24 protein-coding genes are annotated in these 18,992 nt (G+C 50.5%); 11 read left to right on the forward strand and 13 right to left on the reverse strand.

Features of this window, described 5'->3' with window-relative positions:
- Positions 1-7: 7 nt before the first annotated feature.
- The 3 genes from KNP93_RS09575 to KNP93_RS15895 form a co-directional block, all read right to left on the reverse strand.
- Positions 8-925 (reverse strand): DMT family transporter, encoded by a 918-nt coding sequence (locus KNP93_RS09575; protein WP_131972826.1) that lies wholly within the window; start codon positions 923-925, stop codon positions 8-10.
- Positions 910-1,581, reverse strand: a complete 672-nt coding sequence (locus KNP93_RS09580; protein ID WP_131972827.1) for a GntR family transcriptional regulator — start codon at positions 1,579-1,581, stop codon at positions 910-912. Before KNP93_RS09580 ends, KNP93_RS09575 begins: the two co-directional genes overlap by 16 nt.
- A 100-nt stretch (positions 1,582-1,681) precedes the next feature.
- On the reverse strand, positions 1,682-1,936 hold the full coding sequence (locus tag KNP93_RS15895) for a CPBP family glutamic-type intramembrane protease (RefSeq protein WP_371819910.1): 255 nt from the start codon (positions 1,934-1,936) through the stop codon (positions 1,682-1,684).
- 481 nt (positions 1,937-2,417) lie between these two features.
- Here KNP93_RS15895 and KNP93_RS09590 point away from each other — a divergent pair, with 481 nt between their 5' ends.
- Genes KNP93_RS09590 through KNP93_RS09610 form a run of 5 tightly spaced genes read left to right on the forward strand, consistent with a single transcriptional unit; the run spans position 2,418 to position 4,837 of the window.
- Complete coding sequence (locus KNP93_RS09590) at positions 2,418-2,741, forward strand: PadR family transcriptional regulator (RefSeq protein ID WP_214854890.1); 324 nt, start codon at positions 2,418-2,420, stop codon at positions 2,739-2,741.
- The gene (locus KNP93_RS09595; RefSeq protein ID WP_131504064.1) at positions 2,742-3,497 is read left to right on the forward strand and encodes an HAAS domain-containing protein; all 756 of its coding nucleotides are present in this window, start codon (positions 2,742-2,744) and stop codon (positions 3,495-3,497) included.
- A gap of 31 nt (positions 3,498-3,528) precedes the next feature.
- The gene (locus KNP93_RS09600; protein ID WP_214854893.1) at positions 3,529-4,338 is read left to right on the forward strand and encodes an SMI1/KNR4 family protein; all 810 of its coding nucleotides are present in this window, start codon (positions 3,529-3,531) and stop codon (positions 4,336-4,338) included.
- Positions 4,339-4,362: 24 nt separating this feature from the next.
- Complete coding sequence (locus tag KNP93_RS09605; RefSeq protein WP_165871633.1) at positions 4,363-4,536, forward strand: hypothetical protein; 174 nt, start codon at positions 4,363-4,365, stop codon at positions 4,534-4,536.
- Positions 4,537-4,594: 58 nt separating this feature from the next.
- On the forward strand, positions 4,595-4,837 hold the full coding sequence (locus KNP93_RS09610) for a hypothetical protein (RefSeq protein ID WP_214854895.1): 243 nt from the start codon (positions 4,595-4,597) through the stop codon (positions 4,835-4,837).
- A gap of 78 nt (positions 4,838-4,915) precedes the next feature.
- Here the strand turns inward: KNP93_RS09610 and KNP93_RS09615 are convergent, their stop codons facing one another.
- Positions 4,916-5,308 (reverse strand): GNAT family N-acetyltransferase, encoded by a 393-nt coding sequence (locus KNP93_RS09615; protein ID WP_188004252.1) that lies wholly within the window; start codon positions 5,306-5,308, stop codon positions 4,916-4,918.
- Positions 5,309-5,492: 184 nt separating this feature from the next.
- The gene (locus KNP93_RS09620; protein WP_214854897.1) at positions 5,493-6,728 is read right to left on the reverse strand and encodes an MDR family MFS transporter; all 1,236 of its coding nucleotides are present in this window, start codon (positions 6,726-6,728) and stop codon (positions 5,493-5,495) included.
- Positions 6,729-6,830: 102 nt separating this feature from the next.
- Here KNP93_RS09620 and KNP93_RS09625 point away from each other — a divergent pair, with 102 nt between their 5' ends.
- Both KNP93_RS09625 and KNP93_RS09630 read left to right on the forward strand, forming a co-directional pair.
- Positions 6,831-8,456, forward strand: a complete 1,626-nt coding sequence (locus tag KNP93_RS09625) for an ABC transporter substrate-binding protein (protein ID WP_131972833.1) — start codon at positions 6,831-6,833, stop codon at positions 8,454-8,456.
- 177 nt (positions 8,457-8,633) lie between these two features.
- On the forward strand, positions 8,634-9,788 hold the full coding sequence (locus tag KNP93_RS09630) for a globin domain-containing protein (RefSeq protein ID WP_214854899.1): 1,155 nt from the start codon (positions 8,634-8,636) through the stop codon (positions 9,786-9,788).
- A gap of 290 nt (positions 9,789-10,078) precedes the next feature.
- Here the strand turns inward: KNP93_RS09630 and KNP93_RS09635 are convergent, their stop codons facing one another.
- A complete protein-coding gene (locus KNP93_RS09635; RefSeq protein WP_214854901.1) occupies positions 10,079-11,278 on the reverse strand; it encodes an MFS transporter in 1,200 nt (399 codons plus the stop codon).
- Positions 11,279-11,507: 229 nt separating this feature from the next.
- On the opposite strand from KNP93_RS09635, the gene KNP93_RS09640 reads away from it, so the two are divergent.
- Positions 11,508-11,804, forward strand: a complete 297-nt coding sequence (locus tag KNP93_RS09640; RefSeq protein WP_251138748.1) for a hypothetical protein — start codon at positions 11,508-11,510, stop codon at positions 11,802-11,804.
- Positions 11,805-11,882: 78 nt separating this feature from the next.
- Here the strand turns inward: KNP93_RS09640 and KNP93_RS09645 are convergent, their stop codons facing one another.
- A complete protein-coding gene (locus KNP93_RS09645; protein ID WP_131504056.1) occupies positions 11,883-12,641 on the reverse strand; it encodes an SDR family NAD(P)-dependent oxidoreductase in 759 nt (252 codons plus the stop codon).
- 83 nt (positions 12,642-12,724) lie between these two features.
- On the opposite strand from KNP93_RS09645, the gene KNP93_RS09650 reads away from it, so the two are divergent.
- Positions 12,725-13,105, forward strand: a complete 381-nt coding sequence (locus tag KNP93_RS09650; protein ID WP_131504055.1) for a MerR family transcriptional regulator — start codon at positions 12,725-12,727, stop codon at positions 13,103-13,105.
- Here KNP93_RS09650 and KNP93_RS09655 read toward each other — a convergent pair.
- Positions 13,102-14,172 (reverse strand): threonine aldolase family protein, encoded by a 1,071-nt coding sequence (locus tag KNP93_RS09655; protein ID WP_214854913.1) that lies wholly within the window; start codon positions 14,170-14,172, stop codon positions 13,102-13,104. The two genes, KNP93_RS09650 and KNP93_RS09655, sit on opposite strands and share 4 nt — an antisense overlap.
- Positions 14,173-14,303: 131 nt before the next feature.
- Here KNP93_RS09655 and KNP93_RS09660 point away from each other — a divergent pair, with 131 nt between their 5' ends.
- Both KNP93_RS09660 and KNP93_RS09665 read left to right on the forward strand, forming a co-directional pair.
- On the forward strand, positions 14,304-14,975 hold the full coding sequence (locus tag KNP93_RS09660; RefSeq protein ID WP_214854915.1) for a hypothetical protein: 672 nt from the start codon (positions 14,304-14,306) through the stop codon (positions 14,973-14,975).
- Positions 14,976-15,183: 208 nt separating this feature from the next.
- Positions 15,184-15,480: a hypothetical protein gene (locus KNP93_RS09665; protein ID WP_114595950.1), complete on the forward strand. Its 297-nt coding sequence runs from the start codon at positions 15,184-15,186 to the stop codon at positions 15,478-15,480.
- Between the two features lie 81 nt (positions 15,481-15,561).
- Here KNP93_RS09665 and KNP93_RS09670 read toward each other — a convergent pair whose 3' ends face one another.
- The 5 genes from KNP93_RS09670 to KNP93_RS09690 all read right to left on the reverse strand — a co-directional run bounded on the left by KNP93_RS09670 (position 15,562) and on the right by KNP93_RS09690 (position 18,963).
- The gene (locus tag KNP93_RS09670; RefSeq protein ID WP_131504052.1) at positions 15,562-16,704 is read right to left on the reverse strand and encodes a GGDEF domain-containing protein; all 1,143 of its coding nucleotides are present in this window, start codon (positions 16,702-16,704) and stop codon (positions 15,562-15,564) included.
- 165 nt (positions 16,705-16,869) lie between these two features.
- Positions 16,870-17,136, reverse strand: coding sequence for a phage holin (locus tag KNP93_RS09675; RefSeq protein ID WP_131504051.1), 267 nt, complete (start codon positions 17,134-17,136; stop codon positions 16,870-16,872).
- Positions 17,133-17,795 carry a M15 family metallopeptidase gene (locus tag KNP93_RS09680; protein ID WP_214854918.1) on the reverse strand — a complete coding sequence of 221 codons (663 nt, stop codon included), beginning with the start codon at positions 17,793-17,795 and terminating at the stop codon, positions 17,133-17,135. Before KNP93_RS09680 ends, KNP93_RS09675 begins: the two co-directional genes overlap by 4 nt.
- A gap of 14 nt (positions 17,796-17,809) precedes the next feature.
- The gene (locus KNP93_RS09685) at positions 17,810-18,616 is read right to left on the reverse strand and encodes a helix-turn-helix domain-containing protein (RefSeq protein WP_214854921.1); all 807 of its coding nucleotides are present in this window, start codon (positions 18,614-18,616) and stop codon (positions 17,810-17,812) included.
- Positions 18,617-18,765: 149 nt separating this feature from the next.
- Complete coding sequence (locus KNP93_RS09690; protein WP_131504048.1) at positions 18,766-18,963, reverse strand: hypothetical protein; 198 nt, start codon at positions 18,961-18,963, stop codon at positions 18,766-18,768.
- Positions 18,964-18,992 lie beyond the last annotated feature (29 nt).

Consider the following 18,992-nt stretch of genomic DNA (forward strand, 5'->3'; position numbering starts at 1 on the left):
GAAATAATTATATATCCGGTACTTCTTTTGACTGGGCTTGCTTTAAACTGTGAATCGTCATTCCGAGCATGACAAGCAGCATCCCGAACAACGCGAGACCGGTCGGAAAGACGGCGTGTAAAAACAGCATCTCCCCGAGGACGGTGAACAGGATTTCAAACGACTGTGTCGCTTCGACCGCTGCAAGACGGACCGGTTCCGTCCGGACGAGTGTCGTCGCGTAAAAGAACAGTGATGTCGCGATGACGCCGGAGAATAAGGCGACCAGCCCCGACTGTCCGACTTGCCCCGCGGACGGTAATCCGACCTGCACGTAGGCAATACCGGACAGGATGAACCAAAACGGCAGACTGGCAATCGTCATCCCGAGAATCCGGTCAAAGACATCCAGCTCGTTGCCGTACCGTTCCATCATCTTCCGGTTGCCGAGCGGATAGGCAATCGCAGCACAAAGGACCGGAATAATCCCAAGCAACAGCGTCTTAAGCGACAGTCCTTCCGCGACTGACAGTTGCATCAGGAAGACACCGGCGACGATCAACAACGAATAGCGCAGTGACGCCCAGGGAATCGATTGCTTAAAGAGTGGCGCCAGCAACGGTCCTGCTAGAATCGTCACCTGCCACGTCCCGGCAATCAGCCAGCCGGGCGAATAGTCAGCAGCAAGACAAATCCCGCTGTAAAAAATCCCGAAGCCGATCGTCCCGTAGGTCAGCCAAAAGCGCGGCGCTTCTCGGAGTGCCGACCAGACACGACCGAGCCGACGCCGGTAGGCGACAATTAGTATCAATAACGGCAACATCAAATAAAAGCGTAAGGCCGCACTGTATATCCAGTGCCCCCCGCTCCCTTGCATCGACTGGTTCAGGATGAAGGTGACGGCAAAAAACATCGCCGCGAATATCCCGATCACGATTGGTCGCATGGTGGTTCCTCCTCTAAGGCGGCGACCAGGTGTCGTCCTAGACCATTCCAATTTTGTTCCGTTGCGCGGACGAGTGCTTCGATATTCGCGCTTTGACAGGCTTCAATGATTGTTTGGTGATCCGTGACCGAATCATGACCGTGGCGGCTGAACTGTGCATACTCGAGCCGGCGGATCAGCGGCGTCAGACGGTTCAGTGTTTCCGTCAGTTGATCGTTTTGACTCCGTTCGAGGAACAGACCATGAAAGGCATCATCCAGTCGTAGGGCCGACTCCGCGTCCTGACGTTCAATCGCTTCTTCAAATGTTTTCTCGATCTCAATCAATTGTTCGATGTCTGTTGCTTGCAGCAACGGGAATGCCAGGCGTGCTGCCAACGCATGAAGCGTCGCGACAATCGGAAACGTCTGGCGGGTTTGTGTCGCATCAAGTAGCGTGACGTTCGTCCGCGAGCCGCGTTTCATCGCGACCAGTCCCTCCTCCTCCAGTTTTTTCAGCGCTTCGCGGACCGGTGTCCGGCTGACGCCAAATGCTTCGGCCAGCTCCTGGTCGTTCAGCTTTTGACCCGGTGCAAGCGTCAAAGTAATGATTTGCTGTTGCAGTCGTTGATAGACTTCTTCACTTAACGAGAGTCGTTTAATCGGTTGAGTTTTCATGCAACTAATATATTACATATCAATTCCGGCTGTACAGTCTTTTTTCCAAAAAAAATGAAGCAACCAAAATCAGTTGCATTCTAAAGGCGTGCTCTGTTTCTTATGCCGCAAGCGGTCGTTTCAAATGACTGAGATCATGCCGCTTAAGCAGCAGCTGAATCAGAATCGCCAAGGCAACAAACACTTGCGTCACGAGATTCGGGATCGCGAGATTCACATTCAGAACATCCGCGGCGATACTTGAAAAATCCCACAAGGTGTGGAAAAAGATCAACGACCACAGATTGTTGAGCTTCAGTGCAATCAAGGCAAAAAACAATCCGAACAAAAACGTATTGCCGAGTTGAAAAATCATCGCACTTACCGGAATGAAAGCAATCAAATTCAAGAGATGAAACGACGAGCACGACTTGATACAACACGATCAACAAAATCGGAATGTACCAGACGAGTCCCAGGATTTTTAACGGGGAGAAACCGACGGCTGCAAACGAACTGTTGCGACGGATGAACCAAACTAAAAAGACTGCGGTCAAGATTTCACCAAAAATCGCAATCCGCAACAATTCCGGATCCCCGTAGTAGATGCCGAACCCAAATGCCGAGACGGCCATGACAAGCGCCATGATCAAAAAGACGACGGCTGCCGAGATGATGATCGTCCGTTTTTCCACCTTTGTCCCCTCCTTACATGAGTGACTGGTTTTCCGCTCCTTTTACCTTTTATTTACCTCGTTCCCGTAAACATAATCCTGACTTTCCTCATTACCTTGCAATGCATGATAGCATGACGTACAATTACCTTGTATTACATGATAGTGAAACGAGGAATAGCGATGTCATCAACCCAAATGTTAAAAGGCATTCTTGACGGTTGTCTCCTCGCCTTGATTGCCGAGGAAGAAGTATATGGTTATGAACTGGCAACAAAACTCGCCGCCCACGGTTTTGCGGACGTCAGTGAAGGGACGATCTATCCGTTATTGATTCGGATGCAAAAACGGGGTTGGATTGAAGCGACGCAACGGGTCTCACCGAGCGGACCAAAACGAAAGTATTATGCCATCACCCACACCGGACGCGAGGAACTGGTAGCGTTCACGACGCGCTGGCAGCAACTGGCGGCGAGCGTACAGCATATTTTAAAGGAGGACTCCTGAATGCAGACGTTATCTGACGAATCAAGACGGTTTCTAGAAGATTTAACACTCTACTTGCTCGCCTCCGGAAAAAACGAACAGGCGACGCAAGACATCGTTACCGAACTCGAGGATCATTTACAGGAAGCCGAGGCGGACGGTAAGTCGGTTGCGGCCATCACCGGTGACAGTCCGGCCGCCTATATTCAATCCATTGCCTCAGAGATGACGACCGATTACCGCGAATCGTTTTGGCTGCTGTTTCAAATTCTCGCAGGCGTCTTCAGTTTTCTGTTGTTTCAAGACTTGCTCGACGGACCGTTGTCCTACAGTCTGTACTTTTTAGTCGGCTTCATCATCTTGATCAGTTCTTTGCTGATCGTTTTGAGTCGATGTTTACGCTACAGCGCGACGCACACTCCTTCGAAACGTCCATTCCTGGTTTTTGGTCTGTCCACAGGCGTAATCTTCTTGTTGCTGATGGGACTGTTTTTAACCGACTCACAGGTCACGTCACCGACGATTCACTTTTCCTGGTTGACCAGTTCGATCATTGGTCTCAGCGCCTTCCTCCTCATCGGATACAGTGCGTACCGGGCGAAGACCTGGATCTTGCCACTTGGGCTCCTGGCTTATTTGTTGCCGCAATTTTTCCTGCGTTATCAGCTCGATTGGTCCGCTTTATCCGCTGTCGGTGTCGGCTATATCTGCGGTTCTATTTTGATGACCGGACTATTTTTTTACGAAAAAAAATCCAAAAAAACGAATCAGACTTGAATCGTTTACCAAACAGATCGGAGATGGAACATTGAATATTTGGGATCAAGAAGACGATTATGGCATTCTCGCGCCCTTATCAGAACAGGACATCCAACAAATCGAGCATGAACTGCAGATTACATTTCCTGAAAGTTTTCTCAGCATATTAAGAAAGCAGAACGGGGGTTGTCTCTTGTATAACGCTGTCTCGGTAGATTTTGAAAATACGTGGTCGGAACCTGGAGAAGCCAGTTACTTACCCATTCGGTACCTCGAAGGTCTCAGCTACGACTCGTTCACCGAGTCGACTAAACTTGTTTTGCCGGAATGGGGCATCACAGGGAAACATGTCACTATCGGTGACGGTGAAGGAATCTATATTTACTACTTAAACTTTGATCAACAGGATAATAATCCGTCCGTGTGGTACCTTGACACTTCCGATGAATCCACACGCGAAGTGGCTCCAACCTTTCAAGATTTTCTGTCCCGGTGGATGATTCAAGAACCAGACTTAGAACCACTTGATTTAGAGGCGTTTTATGCCAGTTATCCTTCGATGGAAGAAATTAATCTTTCTATTCAAAGTGAGGATATCGATACCGTCTTATATGCATTCGGTAGTTGGATGACGATTGGTTTGGAACAAGAACGGTTAGTCCACGAAATGATGAAACGAATTAACACGACGACGGATCCGGACCTCCTTGACTTCTTCGCCCAAAGTTTGACGAATTTAGTGTTGAATACAGGGGCGGACGTTTACGTTTCCAATGAACAATTGGCAAGACTCCTGGAATCAAAAGGAGTTGATTCCGATTTAAATGTTTACATCAACTGGTTACGCGCTGAAGATTAACATTCATTCCGGGAGGTCTACATCATGTCTGAAACCTTTTTGTTTTTGATCATTATCGCTTCTCTGACCATTTGGATCAGCCTGTCAAAAGAAGTATCTAAATCATCTCAAGATTTTAACCGTCCCAAAATGCTGACCTTATTGACCGCCGGATCAATCTCTACGATTATTTTAATCATTGCGCTTGTACAGCCATGACAGCCGTCTGATGTGAAAAACTGTCTTCACAACACGACAGAAATTGAGGTGCTTCAGTATGAAGATTAAAACGTTTCTCCTCGGCTTCATCAGCGTCTATCTTTTGCTGAGCGTTCCTGCACTCTTAGGCATCGGGTCTGTCATCGACTGGGTCCCGGAAGCAACTTTCGCTCAAAAATTTAATGGAATCGTAATCGACGGTCTGACGCGTCACGCTCTGATTAAAAGTGTCCTGGCTACAATCATCAGTCTGTCCGTAAGCCTGTTGTTCTTTAAATACAGGTTCCGTAAAAGACGGTGACGGGACGCCTGCTTCCTTTCCAACGATTTTTTCCAAAAACAAGACGTCCCTCTTTCGAGAAGGACGTCTGTTACTGTTTTATGTGATGCTGCTCGACTGTGCTTCATACCGTTCCCGTGTCCAGCGGTACAGCCGGCTCGTCACGGTCCGCCCGTCAATCCGTTCCATGACGAACGGTCGGTCCAACACATGTTCAAATCCCAGTTTTTCGACGACCCGGCGTGACGGACTGTTAAAGTCAAAATGCGCACACCAGACAAGATCGACTTTCATCGTCTCAAATGCCACTGCGAGGGCGGTCCGGACGATTTCCGGCATCCGTCCCTGCCCCCAGTAGTCGGGATGAAGGACAAATCCGAACTCGACCTGCTTCAAGTCGGCCAGTTCCTTGACCGGACGCCGGTCATGAAAACCGAAGCTGCCGATGACCCGTCCCGTCGCCTTGTCGACGATTGCATAGCCGTCGTTCACCTCTTGAAAGATGTTGATGACGTCCTGACTTTCAGCGAGCGACGCATGCGGTGCCCAGCCGGCGTTGGTCCGACACGCGGATCCTTCGCATAGGCATAAAGACTGTCGGCGTCACTTTTCTGCCAGCGCCGTAACCGGTGCCGTTCTGTTTCAATGATTTCCACTTTTCTATCCCCTTTCGCTTTTATGAAGCCTGCTTTTTTTCAGCGATTTTTTCTTTTCGGAACAAGCCAAGGTAAACCAGTCCGAGGCCGAGACAGACGATCAGTCCGATGTAGACACTCATCATGAACGGCGCAAGGACCGCTCCGAGGATGAGCGTCGACCGCGACAATAAATCGGCTCCGGCGTGAGACGTGCCGGCAAAGGCCGAGTAGGCGCCGCGTTGGTCGGCCGGCATCATATTTGCTTTTTCCGCGTTCAGTGTCGGTGAATAGAGCAGCTCCCCCATCGTCGCGATGAAAATGAACGTCAGTAACAGCGTCAATGAATTCGCACTCGTCACCGTCGCGTAACCGATGATGTAAAGGGCCAGTCCGCCGACGAGCGCCTGCTTATTTGTAAAGCGGTTGGACAAACGCTGGATGAAAAACGTCAGACAGACGACAAGAATCGTATTTTCGATATTGATCAGACTGAGCATCCGGACACCATTGACACTCAGATCGCCGATTGTCACCGTATCAAATTCGTCCGCTAATCGGACGGCGACATAACTGCCCATCGAAAACTCGGCGGCGAGAATACACATCGAACCGAAGACAACCTTGACAAACGGCCGGTCACGCCAGGCAATCTGATAACTTTTCCCGAGATCCCGGAACACATTCAGGAGCGGTTGTTTCTGCCAGACGTGTTTCGACTCGTCGAGCAGGAAATGATAGGCGACCGGCAGTAACAGCGATGTACACGTCAGCAGGCTGAACAAAAATAGCCGGTTGCTGACGTAAAGCCACCCGCCGAGCGCCGTCCCGAGGGCAATCGACAGATTGATCAACCAGTAGTCGATCGCATAAACGGCCCGCCGGTTTTCCGGTGTCGTTGCGTCGATGATGATTGCACTCATCGCCGGCCGTCCAATGTTGCTCGTCACGGTAAATACGGCATAGGCAATCGTAAAGAGCAGCATTTGATTGGCGGCGAGACTGATCGTCATGACTAAAAACATTAATCCGGTCGCCGTCGTCGACAGGACGAGCAGGCGTTTGCGCGGAAAGCGATCCGCGAGGTAACCACCAATCAAGCCGATTAGGAAGCTGATAATCACTGTCCCGATTAAAAAGATCCCGGCAAATACTTTGCTGTACGCCTGAACAAATAACAGGGCCATAAACGGCATGATGGCGAACGAAATCGTCCGGTTGATAAACGATGTGACCAATCTGACTTTAATTGGCCGAGGCATTTCTTTCCATTTCATATTGTCACCTTCCATTCTCTACCTGTATGATAAACAAGACACAGTGACTAAAAAATGGACATCGTCAAGAAAAGATGTCCCCTTTTAGAACGGAGGAATGAGATGGACGCTTATCTGTTCACGTTATGGAAATCCTGCCGGGAAGGATCGTACTCGATTGCCGAACTCGCCGACACGATCCATTTAAGTCCCAAACAAACGAAACGGTATTTGAACCGCTGGCAGGAAGACGGTTGGCTCGACTATACAAGCGGTCGGGGCCGCGGGCATCTGACGGTACTTGTCTGGCTCCGTCATGTCGAACGCGAATATGCGAAACAGATGCTCGAACGGATTGAACGCGAGTCGGTCGATGCCGTGACGGAAGAACTGAGCTGGGACTGGTCACCGGCGCAGACGGGACGCTTCATGCGAAAGCTTGAGCAAAAGTTCGGCTATACACAAGAGTCCTCGGATGCGTTACTGATTCCGCGAAGGCGCCCCTTTTTGACGACCGATCCGCTCGAAGCCGCCGATATCCACAGTGCCCACCTTGTTCAAAACGTCTTCAGTCGGCTGTTCGCAATTGACGCCGACGGTAAACTGCAAGGGGAACTGGCCCACCATTACGCCTGGAACGGCTCTACCTTATCGCTCTATTTACGAAAAGACGTCCGCTTCCATGACGGATCACTCTTAACGAGTAAGGACGTCACGAAAAGTCTCCGCAAACTGGTCGCTTATCCGGCCTATGCCAAGTCATATCGGCACGTCTTACATATTCAGTCGAACGGTCCTTATCAGGTCGATTTGACACTCGATCAACGGCGGCATTCGCTGTTACCGAAACTGGCGACGATTCATACGAGCATCGGCAAGGACAACGTCGGAACAGGACCGTTCCAGCTGACCCGAAACGATCCGAAAAAGACGGTGTTATCTGCCTTCCCGAATTATTACGGCATCCGCGCCCTGCTCGACCGGATTGAGTTCATTCAGATGCCCGATGCCTATGATCCCGTCTACCGGACATCACGGTCGGACTCCGGTGAAACGGATACGATTTCGACCCAGTCCGGTTTCGGCCTCGTCTTTTTGAATCCGCGTCCCGGCGGCCCGTTCGAGCACCCGGAAGCCCGGCACTACCTTCACCGGTTGATTGCCGCGATCCGTCCGTCGATTCAGTCGGTCAGTGAACGGAGTTTTCCGAACGACCGCGGGTTCCTCGAACAGTTCAGCTCTGTCCACCCGCTTCCGGATGGTCCTGCCGTTACGTTTACGCAACCGCTCCGGATAAAATTGACCGACTTTACGGATAAGGTGACCCGCTGGTTATGCGAGACGCTCGATGCGCACGGTATTCCTTATGAGTTTGTACCGGTCGGCTTTAAGGAGAGTATCACCAATTTCCATGCCTTTGAGACGATCGACCTCGCCGTCCATGCGGAAGTATTCGAACGGAACTTACCGGTCGCCTTCCATCAGTTTTTGACGAATGATTTTTCACCGCCTGCGAAGCTGTTTCACCGGATGCCGGACATGGAGACCTGGCTGACCCAATATGATGAAACCCCGTTCGAAGATTGGATAGTTCTGCACCAGGCGGTCGAACGGCATTTGATCGACTCGTCCTACTTTATTCCGCTGTATGATGATACGCGGATCATTCCGTTTCCGATTGAGCTGCAAAATATTACGATTGATTCGTTCGGCTATTTGGACTTCTCAAAACTGTGGATTTCCTCTTGACCTCCGACCTTCCTCGGAGGTTTTTTGTCGGTTGCTTGACGAATTGATGGCATACTTGTGACAAATATCACGTACTATTTTAAATCTAGTATTTCATCTATTGCATTAAAACAAGTCTTGACGGATACTGAAATCGAACCTGATCTGACATCCATTATCCGAAAAGGAAGTGTCTTTATGTTAACGTCATCGACAATCGCCATCATCAAATCAACCGTCCCGGTGCTCGCTGAACACGGTCACAGCATTACACGTGTCTTCTATCAACGACTGTTTGAAAATCATCCGGAAATGAAACATATCTTTAATCAATCGAATCAAAAAAGTGACCGCCAGTCGCAAGCTTTAGCGACAGCGGTCTATGCGGCAGCTGCTTACATTGATCAGCTCGAAACGCTCAAACCGACGTTATTGCCGGTCCTCCATAAGCACCGCAGTCTGCAAATCAAACCTTTCATGTATGACATCGTCGGAACGGAACTGATCGGGGCAATCCAGGATGTCCTCGGAGACGCGGCGACACCGGAGATCATCGAAGCCTGGACGATTGGCTACGGGGAAATCGCCAAGCTGTTCATTTCGCTCGAAGCGGAGCTCTATCAGCAGGATGAACAAGCGACTGCCTTTGAAGGCTATCAGCCGTTCGTCATCGAACAGATCACACGACAGTCAAGCGACATCCAATCGTTTACGTTACGTCCGGCTGACGGACGACAGCTCGCACCGTATCAAACCGGTCAATACGTTACGGTCCGCCTCCAGGCACCGGATGGTCTTTGGCAAAACCGTCAGTACAGTTTAACGACGGTCGCAAACGGCACGTCATATACGATCGGTGTCAAACAGGACGGGTCCGTCTCGAACCAAATGCACGGTTTGTCCGTCGGCGACAGCGTGTTGCTCAGCGCGCCGGCCGGTTCGTTCACGTTACCGGACGCGCCTACTCCATTCGTCGGTCTCGCCGGCGGTATCGGTTTGACGCCACTGCTCGCAATGACTGAAGCAGCGCTTGCGGCAGGTCGCGACACGACGTTATACGTTGCCGTCCAGGACGACCTTGACCGGCCGTTCGCCGAACAATTGGCACGATTTGAAGAACAAGGCGCAACAATCCTCCGTTTTGCAGAACGAAATGCGTTGCCGGGCACGACACCGGGACGCTTGTCGATTGACGATGTAACGCAGATCAACCGGACAGCGGACGCATTCGTCTGCGGACCGGAAGCGATGATTCAGTTCGTCCGCCGCCACTGGAGCGGTCAGCCGGACAAGCTGCATTTTGAAGTCTTCGGACCAAGTCTCGCGCTCGAAGCACCGACTGCCGTTTCGTAACTTTCCTTTAGTCTAGTCAGAAAAAAACGACGCTGCCCGTTCTTGCGGGCAGCGTCGTTTACTTTTAGCGCGGTTCCGTTCGAACCGGTTGTATGTACAGGCTTACTTTTCGAGCTCCGGTGTAATCCGGCGCCACAAAACATTCAACATGACCGTCATTCCACCAATTGGAATCAAAAACATCAAGGCAAGCATCGTCATTCCATCCATCCTGCACATTCTCCTCTGTAAGCGTTTTTTTAAGTATAACGCCTCCCGTTTCTCCTGCCCTCCGCCTGAAGGCCGATTTGTCATCCGACCTCATCCCGTCGCACTTCCACAGCCGGTGATTTACGCTGAAGTCGTAGGAGCAGCAGGATGAGCAGACCGCTTCCGGAAAAGAATAGAAACACGGTGTCGATTGCAAATACGGTCGTCAAATATGCCGATAATCCGAAAAACAGCGCTGAACTGAAGGTTGAAGCGGCGACCATCGCCGAACGGATCCGTCCGAGCAGGGCGTCCGGTGTCGTCTGTTGCAGTAACGTCGAGAACGGGATTCCGAACAGACTGAGCGCCATCCCGAGCAATAACATGCCGCTGAACGCAAACGGCAACGTCGTCGTCAGTCCGATCAGCAACGTGAATCCTCCCTGTAACGCCATCGACAGGTAAAACATCTGCATCAGGTCGAGCCGGTCCGCAAGTTTGGCATAGATGAGCGACATGCCGATTCCGCCGATGACAAGTGCCAGTTCGAGCAGCGAAAACGTATTCGCCCCGCCCTGGATGACGTCTTTCGCAAACGGCGCGAGTAACGCGTTGACCGGTGTAATCATCCAGTTCGCGAGAATCCCGAAGACTAAAATCCGGATTAAGCGGGTGTCACGGGTGAGATACGTCAACCCTTCCCGTAAATCCACCCAATAGGTCAGTTTCGGTTTGTCCGCCGCTTCCTCCCCGGACCGTAACGGGAACAACAGGAACCAGGCAAGCAGGTGCAAAACAGCCTCCATCCCTAAAATCACTGTAATTGAAAATCCGGTGATCAACAGCCCACCTGCCAGTAAGCCGGCAAGCGTTCCGACCCGGTCGAGCGTACTCAAGTAAGCATTAGCGACCGGCAGCTGTTCGGACGCGCCAATCCGGGTGACGACTTTAAACGCGGTATTGCCGCCGATGACTTGCAGGAACGTCTGGACGGCGAGCAAAGACAATAACGGCACAAGCTGTGCATCCGTCTGCGTCAGGATATACCAGACGGCAACAAGCAGGAAGCAACGGATCAGGACGGTCGCTTTCAGCAGGCGGACCGGTTCAATCCGATCAATCCACGGTCCGACCAGACTCGAACTGATGAAACGAATCACAAACACGGCGCCGATCACTAACGAGACGGCTGCCGGCGACAACAGCTGGGCACATGTCCAGTAAATCGCAATATAGGAGATACTGGCGCCAACGACAGCAATCAGGTCGGACACATAAAAATAACGAAACAGCCGGTTCATGCCAACGTCTCCTCTCCAGACGGATTTCACCGTCATTTTCTCTCTTCTCAGTTTACACTTTTTTACATAATTCAGACAGAAATCTTTCCATATTTTACAGTCTTACATGTTCCCGACATCTGTTCGTCATATTTAGTTCATCTTGTTATCGACTTCTAATCGGACTGTAACGAAGATTTCGTCGTCAGTCCTCTATACTGAAAGCAGAAGGAAGTGAAGAGCCATGAGAATGCATACACGAACAGTTACCCAGCACGAATCGACGGATCATCCATCGGAAGCACGGCTCGGCTATTACTTTTTATTGATCGTCTTGCCGCTAGGTCTGGCGCATCTCGCCCAGTCGCTCATTCCGTCAGTCGATTCCCATCAATCGTTTTTATTGTCCACGCTTACGATTTGCGCGATCAGTCTGTTTTCGATTCTCGGAAGCCGGACGGATGGCAGCCCTAAAACTACATTCTTCAGCTACGCGCTGTTTTTAGTCGTCAGCTTAACGTCGACGTTTGTCATGCCGCTGATTTGAGATGAACTACATATACGTTTCATCCGCTTCAGACAAAAAGCCAGTTTCCGCTATCCGGAAACTGGCTTTTTGTCGAATTTAGTTGTTTGCACCGACATACGTAAAGAGTGGTCCGCGCAGTTCAAACGAATAATCTTCCGCATTGACGATGCCGACGATTTGGTCACTGTCGAGCAGTTGGTCGAGGAATGTCGCCATTTCCGCCGCCGTGTGATATTTGGCGACGTTTTTGCTGTAATCAAATCCTTGTTCCCCGCGTGACCGGTCGGCGAATTCCGTTTCCGTCGCAGCCGGTGCGAGGACTTTCGCCCGCAGTTTCGCGCCGGCATTTTTCAGTTCCTGTGCGAGTCCTTCCGTATAGGCGCTGACATAAAACTTCGTCGCGCAATACGTGACCGCGTTCGGAACGATCCGGTAGCCGCCTCCGGACGAGACGTTGAGGACCGTCGCTCCTTCGACGTCATGATAATCATGGACATAACGGCTCGTTAAGACGGTCAGTGCTTCGATGTTCAGTCGGAGCATCTTTTCTACTTTCGGGACTGACACATCCTTGACGTTGTCGAAGTCACCGAACCCGGCATTGTTGATCCACGTCTCGATGTCGAGGTCTTGTAAGGAATCATACAGTTCATGGACATTCGCCGATTCCGTCAAATCAACGGAACGGAGAATGACGTCACTGTCCGGTGCCAGGGCTTTGACTTCGTCGCGTAATTTTTCCAGTTCATCCGTCCGGCGGGCAACGAGGACCAATGACTTCCCTTTTTGTGCGAGTACTTTCGCTGTTTCGTATCCGATGCCTGAGCTGGCTCCTGTAATGACCGTGTATTTCATCTGTAATTCCCCATTTCTGTTTGGTATAGTAAAAGTCTACAAGTTAGAGTGAACTCTAAGTCAAGCAAGAAAGGTCTGACACGATGTATACGATTTCAGAAATCAGCCAACTGACCGAAACGACGGCCTATACAATCCGCTATTACGAAAAAGAAGGGTTGTTGTTCCCGACCCGGACCGCAAGCGGAGTCCGACGTTATGATGAAGCCCAGCTGGCCTGGCTCCGTTTTGTCCTCCGCCTCCGGGCGACACATATGCCGATCGATCAGATTCGGGAATATGTCGAACTGTTTCTCGCCTCATCCGAAACGCACGACACGTCGCTTGAGCGGCTGCGTCTGCTCGAAGTACACCAGCAAAACGTCCGAAATCAGCTCGCGGAACTCATCCGGACGGAACAGATGATTACGGAAAAAATCGCCGTTTACCAACAACTCCATCCGACGGTCAAAGAACCACTTTAAGAAAAGGCTTGCCGAAGCCGGGTAAATCCGGTTTCGAGTGTTTCCGGATCCAGCTCCCCGTAAGCATCACCGACACTGATTTCTGTTGAACAATTCCCGTCTTTGTCGACGAGATAACCCACGAAGCCGAGTCCCGTTTCTTCCTGAACCTGTTCCAGTTTCGGGGATACGTCCGCCGCCTGACCTTCAAAGTGCAGGTGGAACATGTTCGAGACCGGGACTTCCGGTGTCGTATGCACACCCGGCAACGCATTGAACCGTTCCGCCAGTTGTTTCGCATCCGCATAGTACTGCCCCATCCGGTCCTTTCGCAATTCATAATAATAATCGGCCGAAACGATATACGGATACAAGCTGATCAAGTCCCCGCCATACCGCCGTTTCCAGATCCGGGCCGTCTTACAAAACGCTGCCGGTCCTGCAAGAATCGCCCCGGCAATTCCGCCGAGTCCTTTATAAAATGAAATGTAGACACTGTCGAACAGACCGGCGATGTCAGCTGCCGTCTTCTCGTAATACGGCATTATTTCAAACAGACGGGCGCCGTCAAGATGCAGACGGATTCCCTGTTCCCGGCAATACCGGCTGATCGCTTCCAGTTCACTGAAGGCCGGAGCGACCCCGCCGATTTCCCGTTGCGGTAATTCGAGCAACAGACAGGCAATCTCCGGCAACGCTTTGATTTCGTCGAATGTCATCAACCGGTCGGCTTCTCCGACAAGAATCGTTTTAATCGGATGCAGTTCCTTTAATCCGTCCTGCTCATGAATTTCGAGATGACAGAGCGGATGATAGGCGACGATCCGATTATCCGTCTCATCCGACCAAATCCGTAAGGCCACCTGTTGCGCCATCGTACCGCTCGGGAAAAAGACGGCGTCCTCCATCCCGAGTACATCGGCAAACTTTTCTTCGAACGGTTGGATGATGGATCCCGTCCCGTATTGATCACTTGCCGTCTCGTCCGCGGTTTCTTCAAATGCTGTTTTTAACACGCCGACATTCCGTTTCCCGTGCCCGCTGATTTGTCCCGTTGCTTGTTGAAAACTGGTGCGTAAGCGATTCATCTAGTAACCTCCATTTTTTTCAGGAAATAATGACTAATTTTTGAAAAATAAGAACGTTTTCCTGTCTTATTTGCTATACTCAGTTCAGACTTGTTTATCAACCGTTTTGACGGTATCAAAGAGGTGGTCTCATGCAAACTTCGTTCCGATTAAAAATCGGTTTGTTTCTTTCCGGCGTTTTACTGGCCGTGTTCGCGATCCAGTCCGTTGTTCCTCGTTTTCTGACGTCGTTCGTTTCTCTTTTCGACAGTCGGACGACCAGCTCCTGTACGACACGCTGTGGCGACACGCATAATCTTCCGCTTCCGTCCGATCCACTCGTCGTTAACTTTGACCCGATTGCCGAGACCGTCGCAACAGAGGCAGACCCGCTATTTTTACGAACAGGTTTCGATTCTCCAGTCGTCGCACCACCGTATCCGTTCATCTTCATTTTCCTGATGGTTGCATCCGTCCTGTTGCTCGTCTATTACATCAAAGTCATCCGACCGCCCCGCTTCCAACCGCTGCTGTTAACGCAAAGTCGCGTCGAGGTGCTTTATTATCCACACCATGAATTACCGGCAGAAGATATTCGCCAACATATGCTGCTGTTTAACCGCCGGCTTCCGCAATCGATGCAACGGCGCGAGCAGGAGACGATGACCGAGTGGTTCGCACGGATCAAGTTTCCATCGCCGGTCAATCCCCATTACTTAGAAGTCCGTTATGGCGGACACGTCTCGATTCCGGTCCACCAGTTAACCTTTTTTAAGCAAACGACCGAAGACTTTTTGCGTCATGTCGGCTCGACGATCATTTGATCCAGCATTGCCTGATTCCAGACCAGGCACTGCTGAATCAGGTGATTTTTTTATTGTTCGTTAAAAGATTCCCTAATTCACCAGTATTCGGTCCATTTCCGGACAGAAACTGATATTTTTCAAAAAAATTGGGTATTATAGACTATATAGTTAACTAACAGCTTATAATTTTTTGAACTGTTTTTGAAAGAGAGCGAGGCGAAACGAGATGATTACAGCACAAGAAGCGTACTTCATAAAAAATGGTCTGAACGAACAGTTTGAAGACCCTCGAATCGACTGCGACTTTTCCATTTTCTCGCTCGAACCGTTTCAACTCTTGTTACATGTACATGATGACGAGGTCGATGAATTGAGTACGGAAACGAGGTATGTCCTAAGTCGAAAGATTCGGTCTCAGCTGCATCAATTAGACGCGAAAGTCGGCGGTACACCCGTCAAGACGGTGTTCGTCATTTCTGCGCCATTGATTTCCGACCGTTCCTATTGTGTGATTTTGCAATGATCTGACAGACTATTTATTGATTGAAAAAAAAAGCTCCGACTCCATTTTCGAATGGAGTCGGAGCTTTTTTGGGAGAGCATATCAGCTGGCCTCATGGCTTGAAATTTGATTGCGTCCGCTTGACTTCGCCCGGTACAGGGCTTGGTCGGCCAGGACGATTAAGTCGCCTTCCGTCAACGTCTCGCTCGGCCGGACGACGGCAAGTCCGATACTGACACTGAGCTGGCAAAGCGGTTCGTACGCACTGTGTTCAATCTTCAACCGGAGGATTTCACTGCGGATCCGTTCGGCGACATGCGTAATCTGCTCGACATGCTCCGTCAAGATGACGGCGAATTCTTCTCCTCCGTACCGCGAGACCAGTCCAAACTCACCCGCCTGTTTTTTTAATGTAGCGGCGACTTTCTGCAGACACCAGTCGCCTTTCAAGTGACCGTACGTATCGTTGTACAGTTTGAACTCGTCGACATCAATCAAAATCAAGCCGACGTCCGTCTGCTGTTCCCGGGCGGTCGTAAAGCATGCTTCCAGATGCTCGTCGAACGCGCGCCGGTTGGGAATCGAGGTTAAGGCATCATGTAACGAGCGGTGGATCAACGCCTGTTGACTCCGCTCGAGGCGGAACGTCTGCAGGAAGGCCATCAACAGCAGGACAGCGACACTGACGACGATGACGATGACCCACTTGGCAGACGCCGACGCCTGTTTGGAACGGTCCGTAGCTTCCTGGATGATTTTATCGATGTCCTGATTGATTTTTGCATTGATCGGCCGGAACTGATTGATATAGTCCATGCCGCTGTAACGTTTCAGTGTCGCCCGTTCGATTTGATTGCTTTGAATCCATTGAATCTGCTGTTCATAAAAACCGTCCGTTCGTAAAATCAGTGGAATCGCCTCATCTGCCAGCAATTGCTTGAGAATCGGATGGCGTTGATCGAGCATCTTCAATGTGGCAATCGTCTCTTTCAGTTCGGCATTCGTATTTTTGAATTGCTGGAACGTCTGATCATTTTGGTCAAGCAAATAACTGCGCACTGTCAACTCCTGATCGAGCAGCAATGGGAACAGTTGCGAAGCAGCATTCGAAATCGGGATCGCTTCCATCATAATCCGATTGTTTTCTTGTTCAACTTTCAGGAAAGCATTGTAACTCCAGATACTTGTAAACATCAATGAAAACAATGCGAGTAACAGGTAAAATTGTAACGTCGATAATTTCAAGTTCAGTCTGACCTCTTTCTTTTCCGTCGGCAGCAACTGAGGAATGCTGGCGATACGGGACGCTACCTTATTATCGGTATCTTGGGATCAAACCATTAGCGCTCTACTCGAAATATTGCCCGTTGCCTGCACATTTCAAACAAATTACCAGTTCAAGTTGCACATTCATCCTGGTTTTTCCTGTCCGTCTCGCTGGACATGATTTTTCCATTCCGTTAAAACGACTTGCGCATGTTGCGCCGCCTCGGTCATATTGTTATTTTTCCACCACGCATACATCAGACCGCCTGCTCCGAGGAGCGCCGTCAAAGCGGTTTCGATTTGATTCGTCTCAAACGGCAGCGGTGTATAGCCGAGTGCAAGTAACGTCAAATTCACGAAACTGTAGAGCGGCACGATCAGTCGGATCAGGGCGATTGAACGTTCCTTCATCGTTGAAGTCCAAACAGATGACGCCACGTGACCGGACCAATGACACCGTCTGCCGTTAACCGGTGCTGCCGTTGAAACTGCTCAATGAGTTGCGTTAATTTCCGATCGAATTGACCGGTCAACGGCAACCGGAGCCGTTTTTGAATCAGCCGGATCAGCGTCCGGTCCATCCGCTTTGCTCCTGCATATAGCGGTCGACCGGGATAACGCGGTCCGAGTAACGGTTTCGCTTGACCGTTGACCGCATCATACAATTGAAAATGCGGATAATCGGGAAAATTGCCCCAGTCACCGCCCCACTGCATCTGATAACGTTTCATCGCGGCGACGAGCCGTTTCAGCCGCGGATCTGGCGGTGCGAGAAAATCCGCCCGTTTGCCGCCGTCCGCATAGACAAAAAGATCAACGGCCACCCCGAAGTTATGGTTTGATCTTCCCCCTTTCGCATAAGTGACGATTTTTCCCGGACGGGTTCGCCCGTTGGCATACAAGGCATCCTGTTCCTGTTTTGTCCGGTAAGCTTGTGCAATACCGATCGGCAGTCCTTCTGCCGCCAGTTCCGTAATGACGGCGCGGGTAATCGCGACGACGTCCGGATCCATTTCTCTTGTCAGTTTTCGGTTCGCTTGTACGAGTAGCCAGTCAAGTGATGGTGTCATAAAGTCCTCCTTGATCAGATAAGTTCTGCGAGCAGTAATGCCAGTTCCCCTTGATCGGGAACAGCTTGTTCAAGCCGTTGTTTTTGCTCCGCTTCTGCCTGCTGCTGTTGCCGGCGTTCCCGTTCGACCCAATCCGGCAACCGACCGCGGTCTGTCAGGCGGGACGTTCGCTTCCGGGAAGATGCACGGCGGTGTTGTTCATGACGGTCAATCTGTTCCTGCGTCAACAAATTCCGCTGTTTCAGACTGTCGATGATGACCTTAATGTAGTTGAAGTTGCGGATGTTCGCCGCCGATGCCTGTTCGATCGCATGGTGCAGGACAACCGGACTCGTTTCTTTTAACAAACGTTCAAGTTGCCTGCCAATCGACGGGGTGACACGACCGATTTCCCTCTCAAAATGAGTGATGATTTCCTTGACTCCGGGTGATGATGGTTCTTTTTTAAAAGACGGTTTTTTAACCCCTTTTTCTTTGGAGGCGACAGATGTCTCCCCGGAAGTCGTCTCATGACTAGGGACCTGTCCGGAAGCACCCGGGGACCCCGCCCGGATCCGGTAGCCGTTTGACGTTTGTCCGCCGTGCCGGTCAAACCGTTCGACCTTTTCAATCCATCCTTTTTCGACGAGTGTCTGGAGACAGTTTTTGACGGTCGTCTTGCCGCACGGAACGGCGTCCGCGAGCGTCTGATGCGACGGGAACGCGAGTCCGTCCCGTCCGGCATAACTTTGCAGCAGCAGATAGACCATTTTTTCATGGACGGAGGAAAAAGCGGCTCCGTCGCGTAACAATTGATGCTCGACACGTAAGTAAGGTTGCATAAATTTGTCCCCCTTTAGATTCAGGAGGAATTTCCTCCTTTCTATCAAGAAATAACAGGACGAATCACTTGGTTGTTCGGATTTTTTTAGACAACAAACAGGCACGACTTGATCGGAAGCGACTGTTCCGAAAAAATCGTGCCTGACGGTTAGAGGAATCTGAAATACAAATACGGCAGTACACCGGCGAGCAGGATGCTGAAGACGACCATACCCAGGATGACGAAGATTGCTTTTGAGATTGATAGCTGTTGTTTTCGATAAGACAACATGACAGCTTTGACAATCGTCCAGATCATTAATCCACTCAAGAGACATGAGCCTATCAGGAGAATCAGCACTTCCATATCAATCACCCTTTCCTGTTCTAAGTAAT

The sequence above is a fragment of the Exiguobacterium sp. s166 genome (genome assembly GCF_018618855.1).
In the GTDB taxonomy this organism is placed as follows: domain Bacteria; phylum Bacillota; class Bacilli; order Exiguobacteriales; family Exiguobacteriaceae; genus Exiguobacterium_A.

What these genes read in the sequence shown, in the direction of transcription:
- KNP93_RS09575 (WP_131972826.1), bottom strand. Translation starts at nt 925, where the DNA reads ATGCGACCAATCGTGATCGGGATATTCGCGGCGATGTTTTTTGCCGTC.
- KNP93_RS09580 (WP_131972827.1), bottom strand. Translation starts at nt 1,581, where the DNA reads ATGAAAACTCAACCGATTAAACGACTCTCGTTAAGTGAAGAAGTCTAT.
- KNP93_RS15895 (WP_371819910.1), bottom strand. Translation starts at nt 1,936, where the DNA reads ATGATTTTTCAACTCGGCAATACGTTTTTGTTCGGATTGTTTTTTGCC.
- KNP93_RS09590 (WP_214854890.1), top strand. Translation starts at nt 2,418, where the DNA reads ATGTCATCAACCCAAATGTTAAAAGGCATTCTTGACGGTTGTCTCCTC.
- KNP93_RS09595 (WP_131504064.1), top strand. Translation starts at nt 2,742, where the DNA reads ATGCAGACGTTATCTGACGAATCAAGACGGTTTCTAGAAGATTTAACA.
- KNP93_RS09605 (WP_165871633.1), top strand. Translation starts at nt 4,363, where the DNA reads ATGTCTGAAACCTTTTTGTTTTTGATCATTATCGCTTCTCTGACCATT.
- KNP93_RS09610 (WP_214854895.1), top strand. Translation starts at nt 4,595, where the DNA reads ATGAAGATTAAAACGTTTCTCCTCGGCTTCATCAGCGTCTATCTTTTG.
- KNP93_RS09620 (WP_214854897.1), bottom strand. Translation starts at nt 6,728, where the DNA reads ATGAAATGGAAAGAAATGCCTCGGCCAATTAAAGTCAGATTGGTCACA.
- KNP93_RS09625 (WP_131972833.1), top strand. Translation starts at nt 6,831, where the DNA reads ATGGACGCTTATCTGTTCACGTTATGGAAATCCTGCCGGGAAGGATCG.
- KNP93_RS09630 (WP_214854899.1), top strand. Translation starts at nt 8,634, where the DNA reads ATGTTAACGTCATCGACAATCGCCATCATCAAATCAACCGTCCCGGTG.
- KNP93_RS09635 (WP_214854901.1), bottom strand. Translation starts at nt 11,278, where the DNA reads ATGAACCGGCTGTTTCGTTATTTTTATGTGTCCGACCTGATTGCTGTC.
- KNP93_RS09640 (WP_251138748.1), top strand. Translation starts at nt 11,508, where the DNA reads ATGCATACACGAACAGTTACCCAGCACGAATCGACGGATCATCCATCG.
- KNP93_RS09645 (WP_131504056.1), bottom strand. Translation starts at nt 12,641, where the DNA reads ATGAAATACACGGTCATTACAGGAGCCAGCTCAGGCATCGGATACGAA.
- KNP93_RS09650 (WP_131504055.1), top strand. Translation starts at nt 12,725, where the DNA reads ATGTATACGATTTCAGAAATCAGCCAACTGACCGAAACGACGGCCTAT.
- KNP93_RS09655 (WP_214854913.1), bottom strand. Translation starts at nt 14,172, where the DNA reads ATGAATCGCTTACGCACCAGTTTTCAACAAGCAACGGGACAAATCAGC.
- KNP93_RS09660 (WP_214854915.1), top strand. Translation starts at nt 14,304, where the DNA reads ATGCAAACTTCGTTCCGATTAAAAATCGGTTTGTTTCTTTCCGGCGTT.
- KNP93_RS09665 (WP_114595950.1), top strand. Translation starts at nt 15,184, where the DNA reads ATGATTACAGCACAAGAAGCGTACTTCATAAAAAATGGTCTGAACGAA.
- KNP93_RS09675 (WP_131504051.1), bottom strand. Translation starts at nt 17,136, where the DNA reads ATGAAGGAACGTTCAATCGCCCTGATCCGACTGATCGTGCCGCTCTAC.
- KNP93_RS09680 (WP_214854918.1), bottom strand. Translation starts at nt 17,795, where the DNA reads ATGACACCATCACTTGACTGGCTACTCGTACAAGCGAACCGAAAACTG.
- KNP93_RS09685 (WP_214854921.1), bottom strand. Translation starts at nt 18,616, where the DNA reads ATGCAACCTTACTTACGTGTCGAGCATCAATTGTTACGCGACGGAGCC.
- KNP93_RS09690 (WP_131504048.1), bottom strand. Translation starts at nt 18,963, where the DNA reads ATGGAAGTGCTGATTCTCCTGATAGGCTCATGTCTCTTGAGTGGATTA.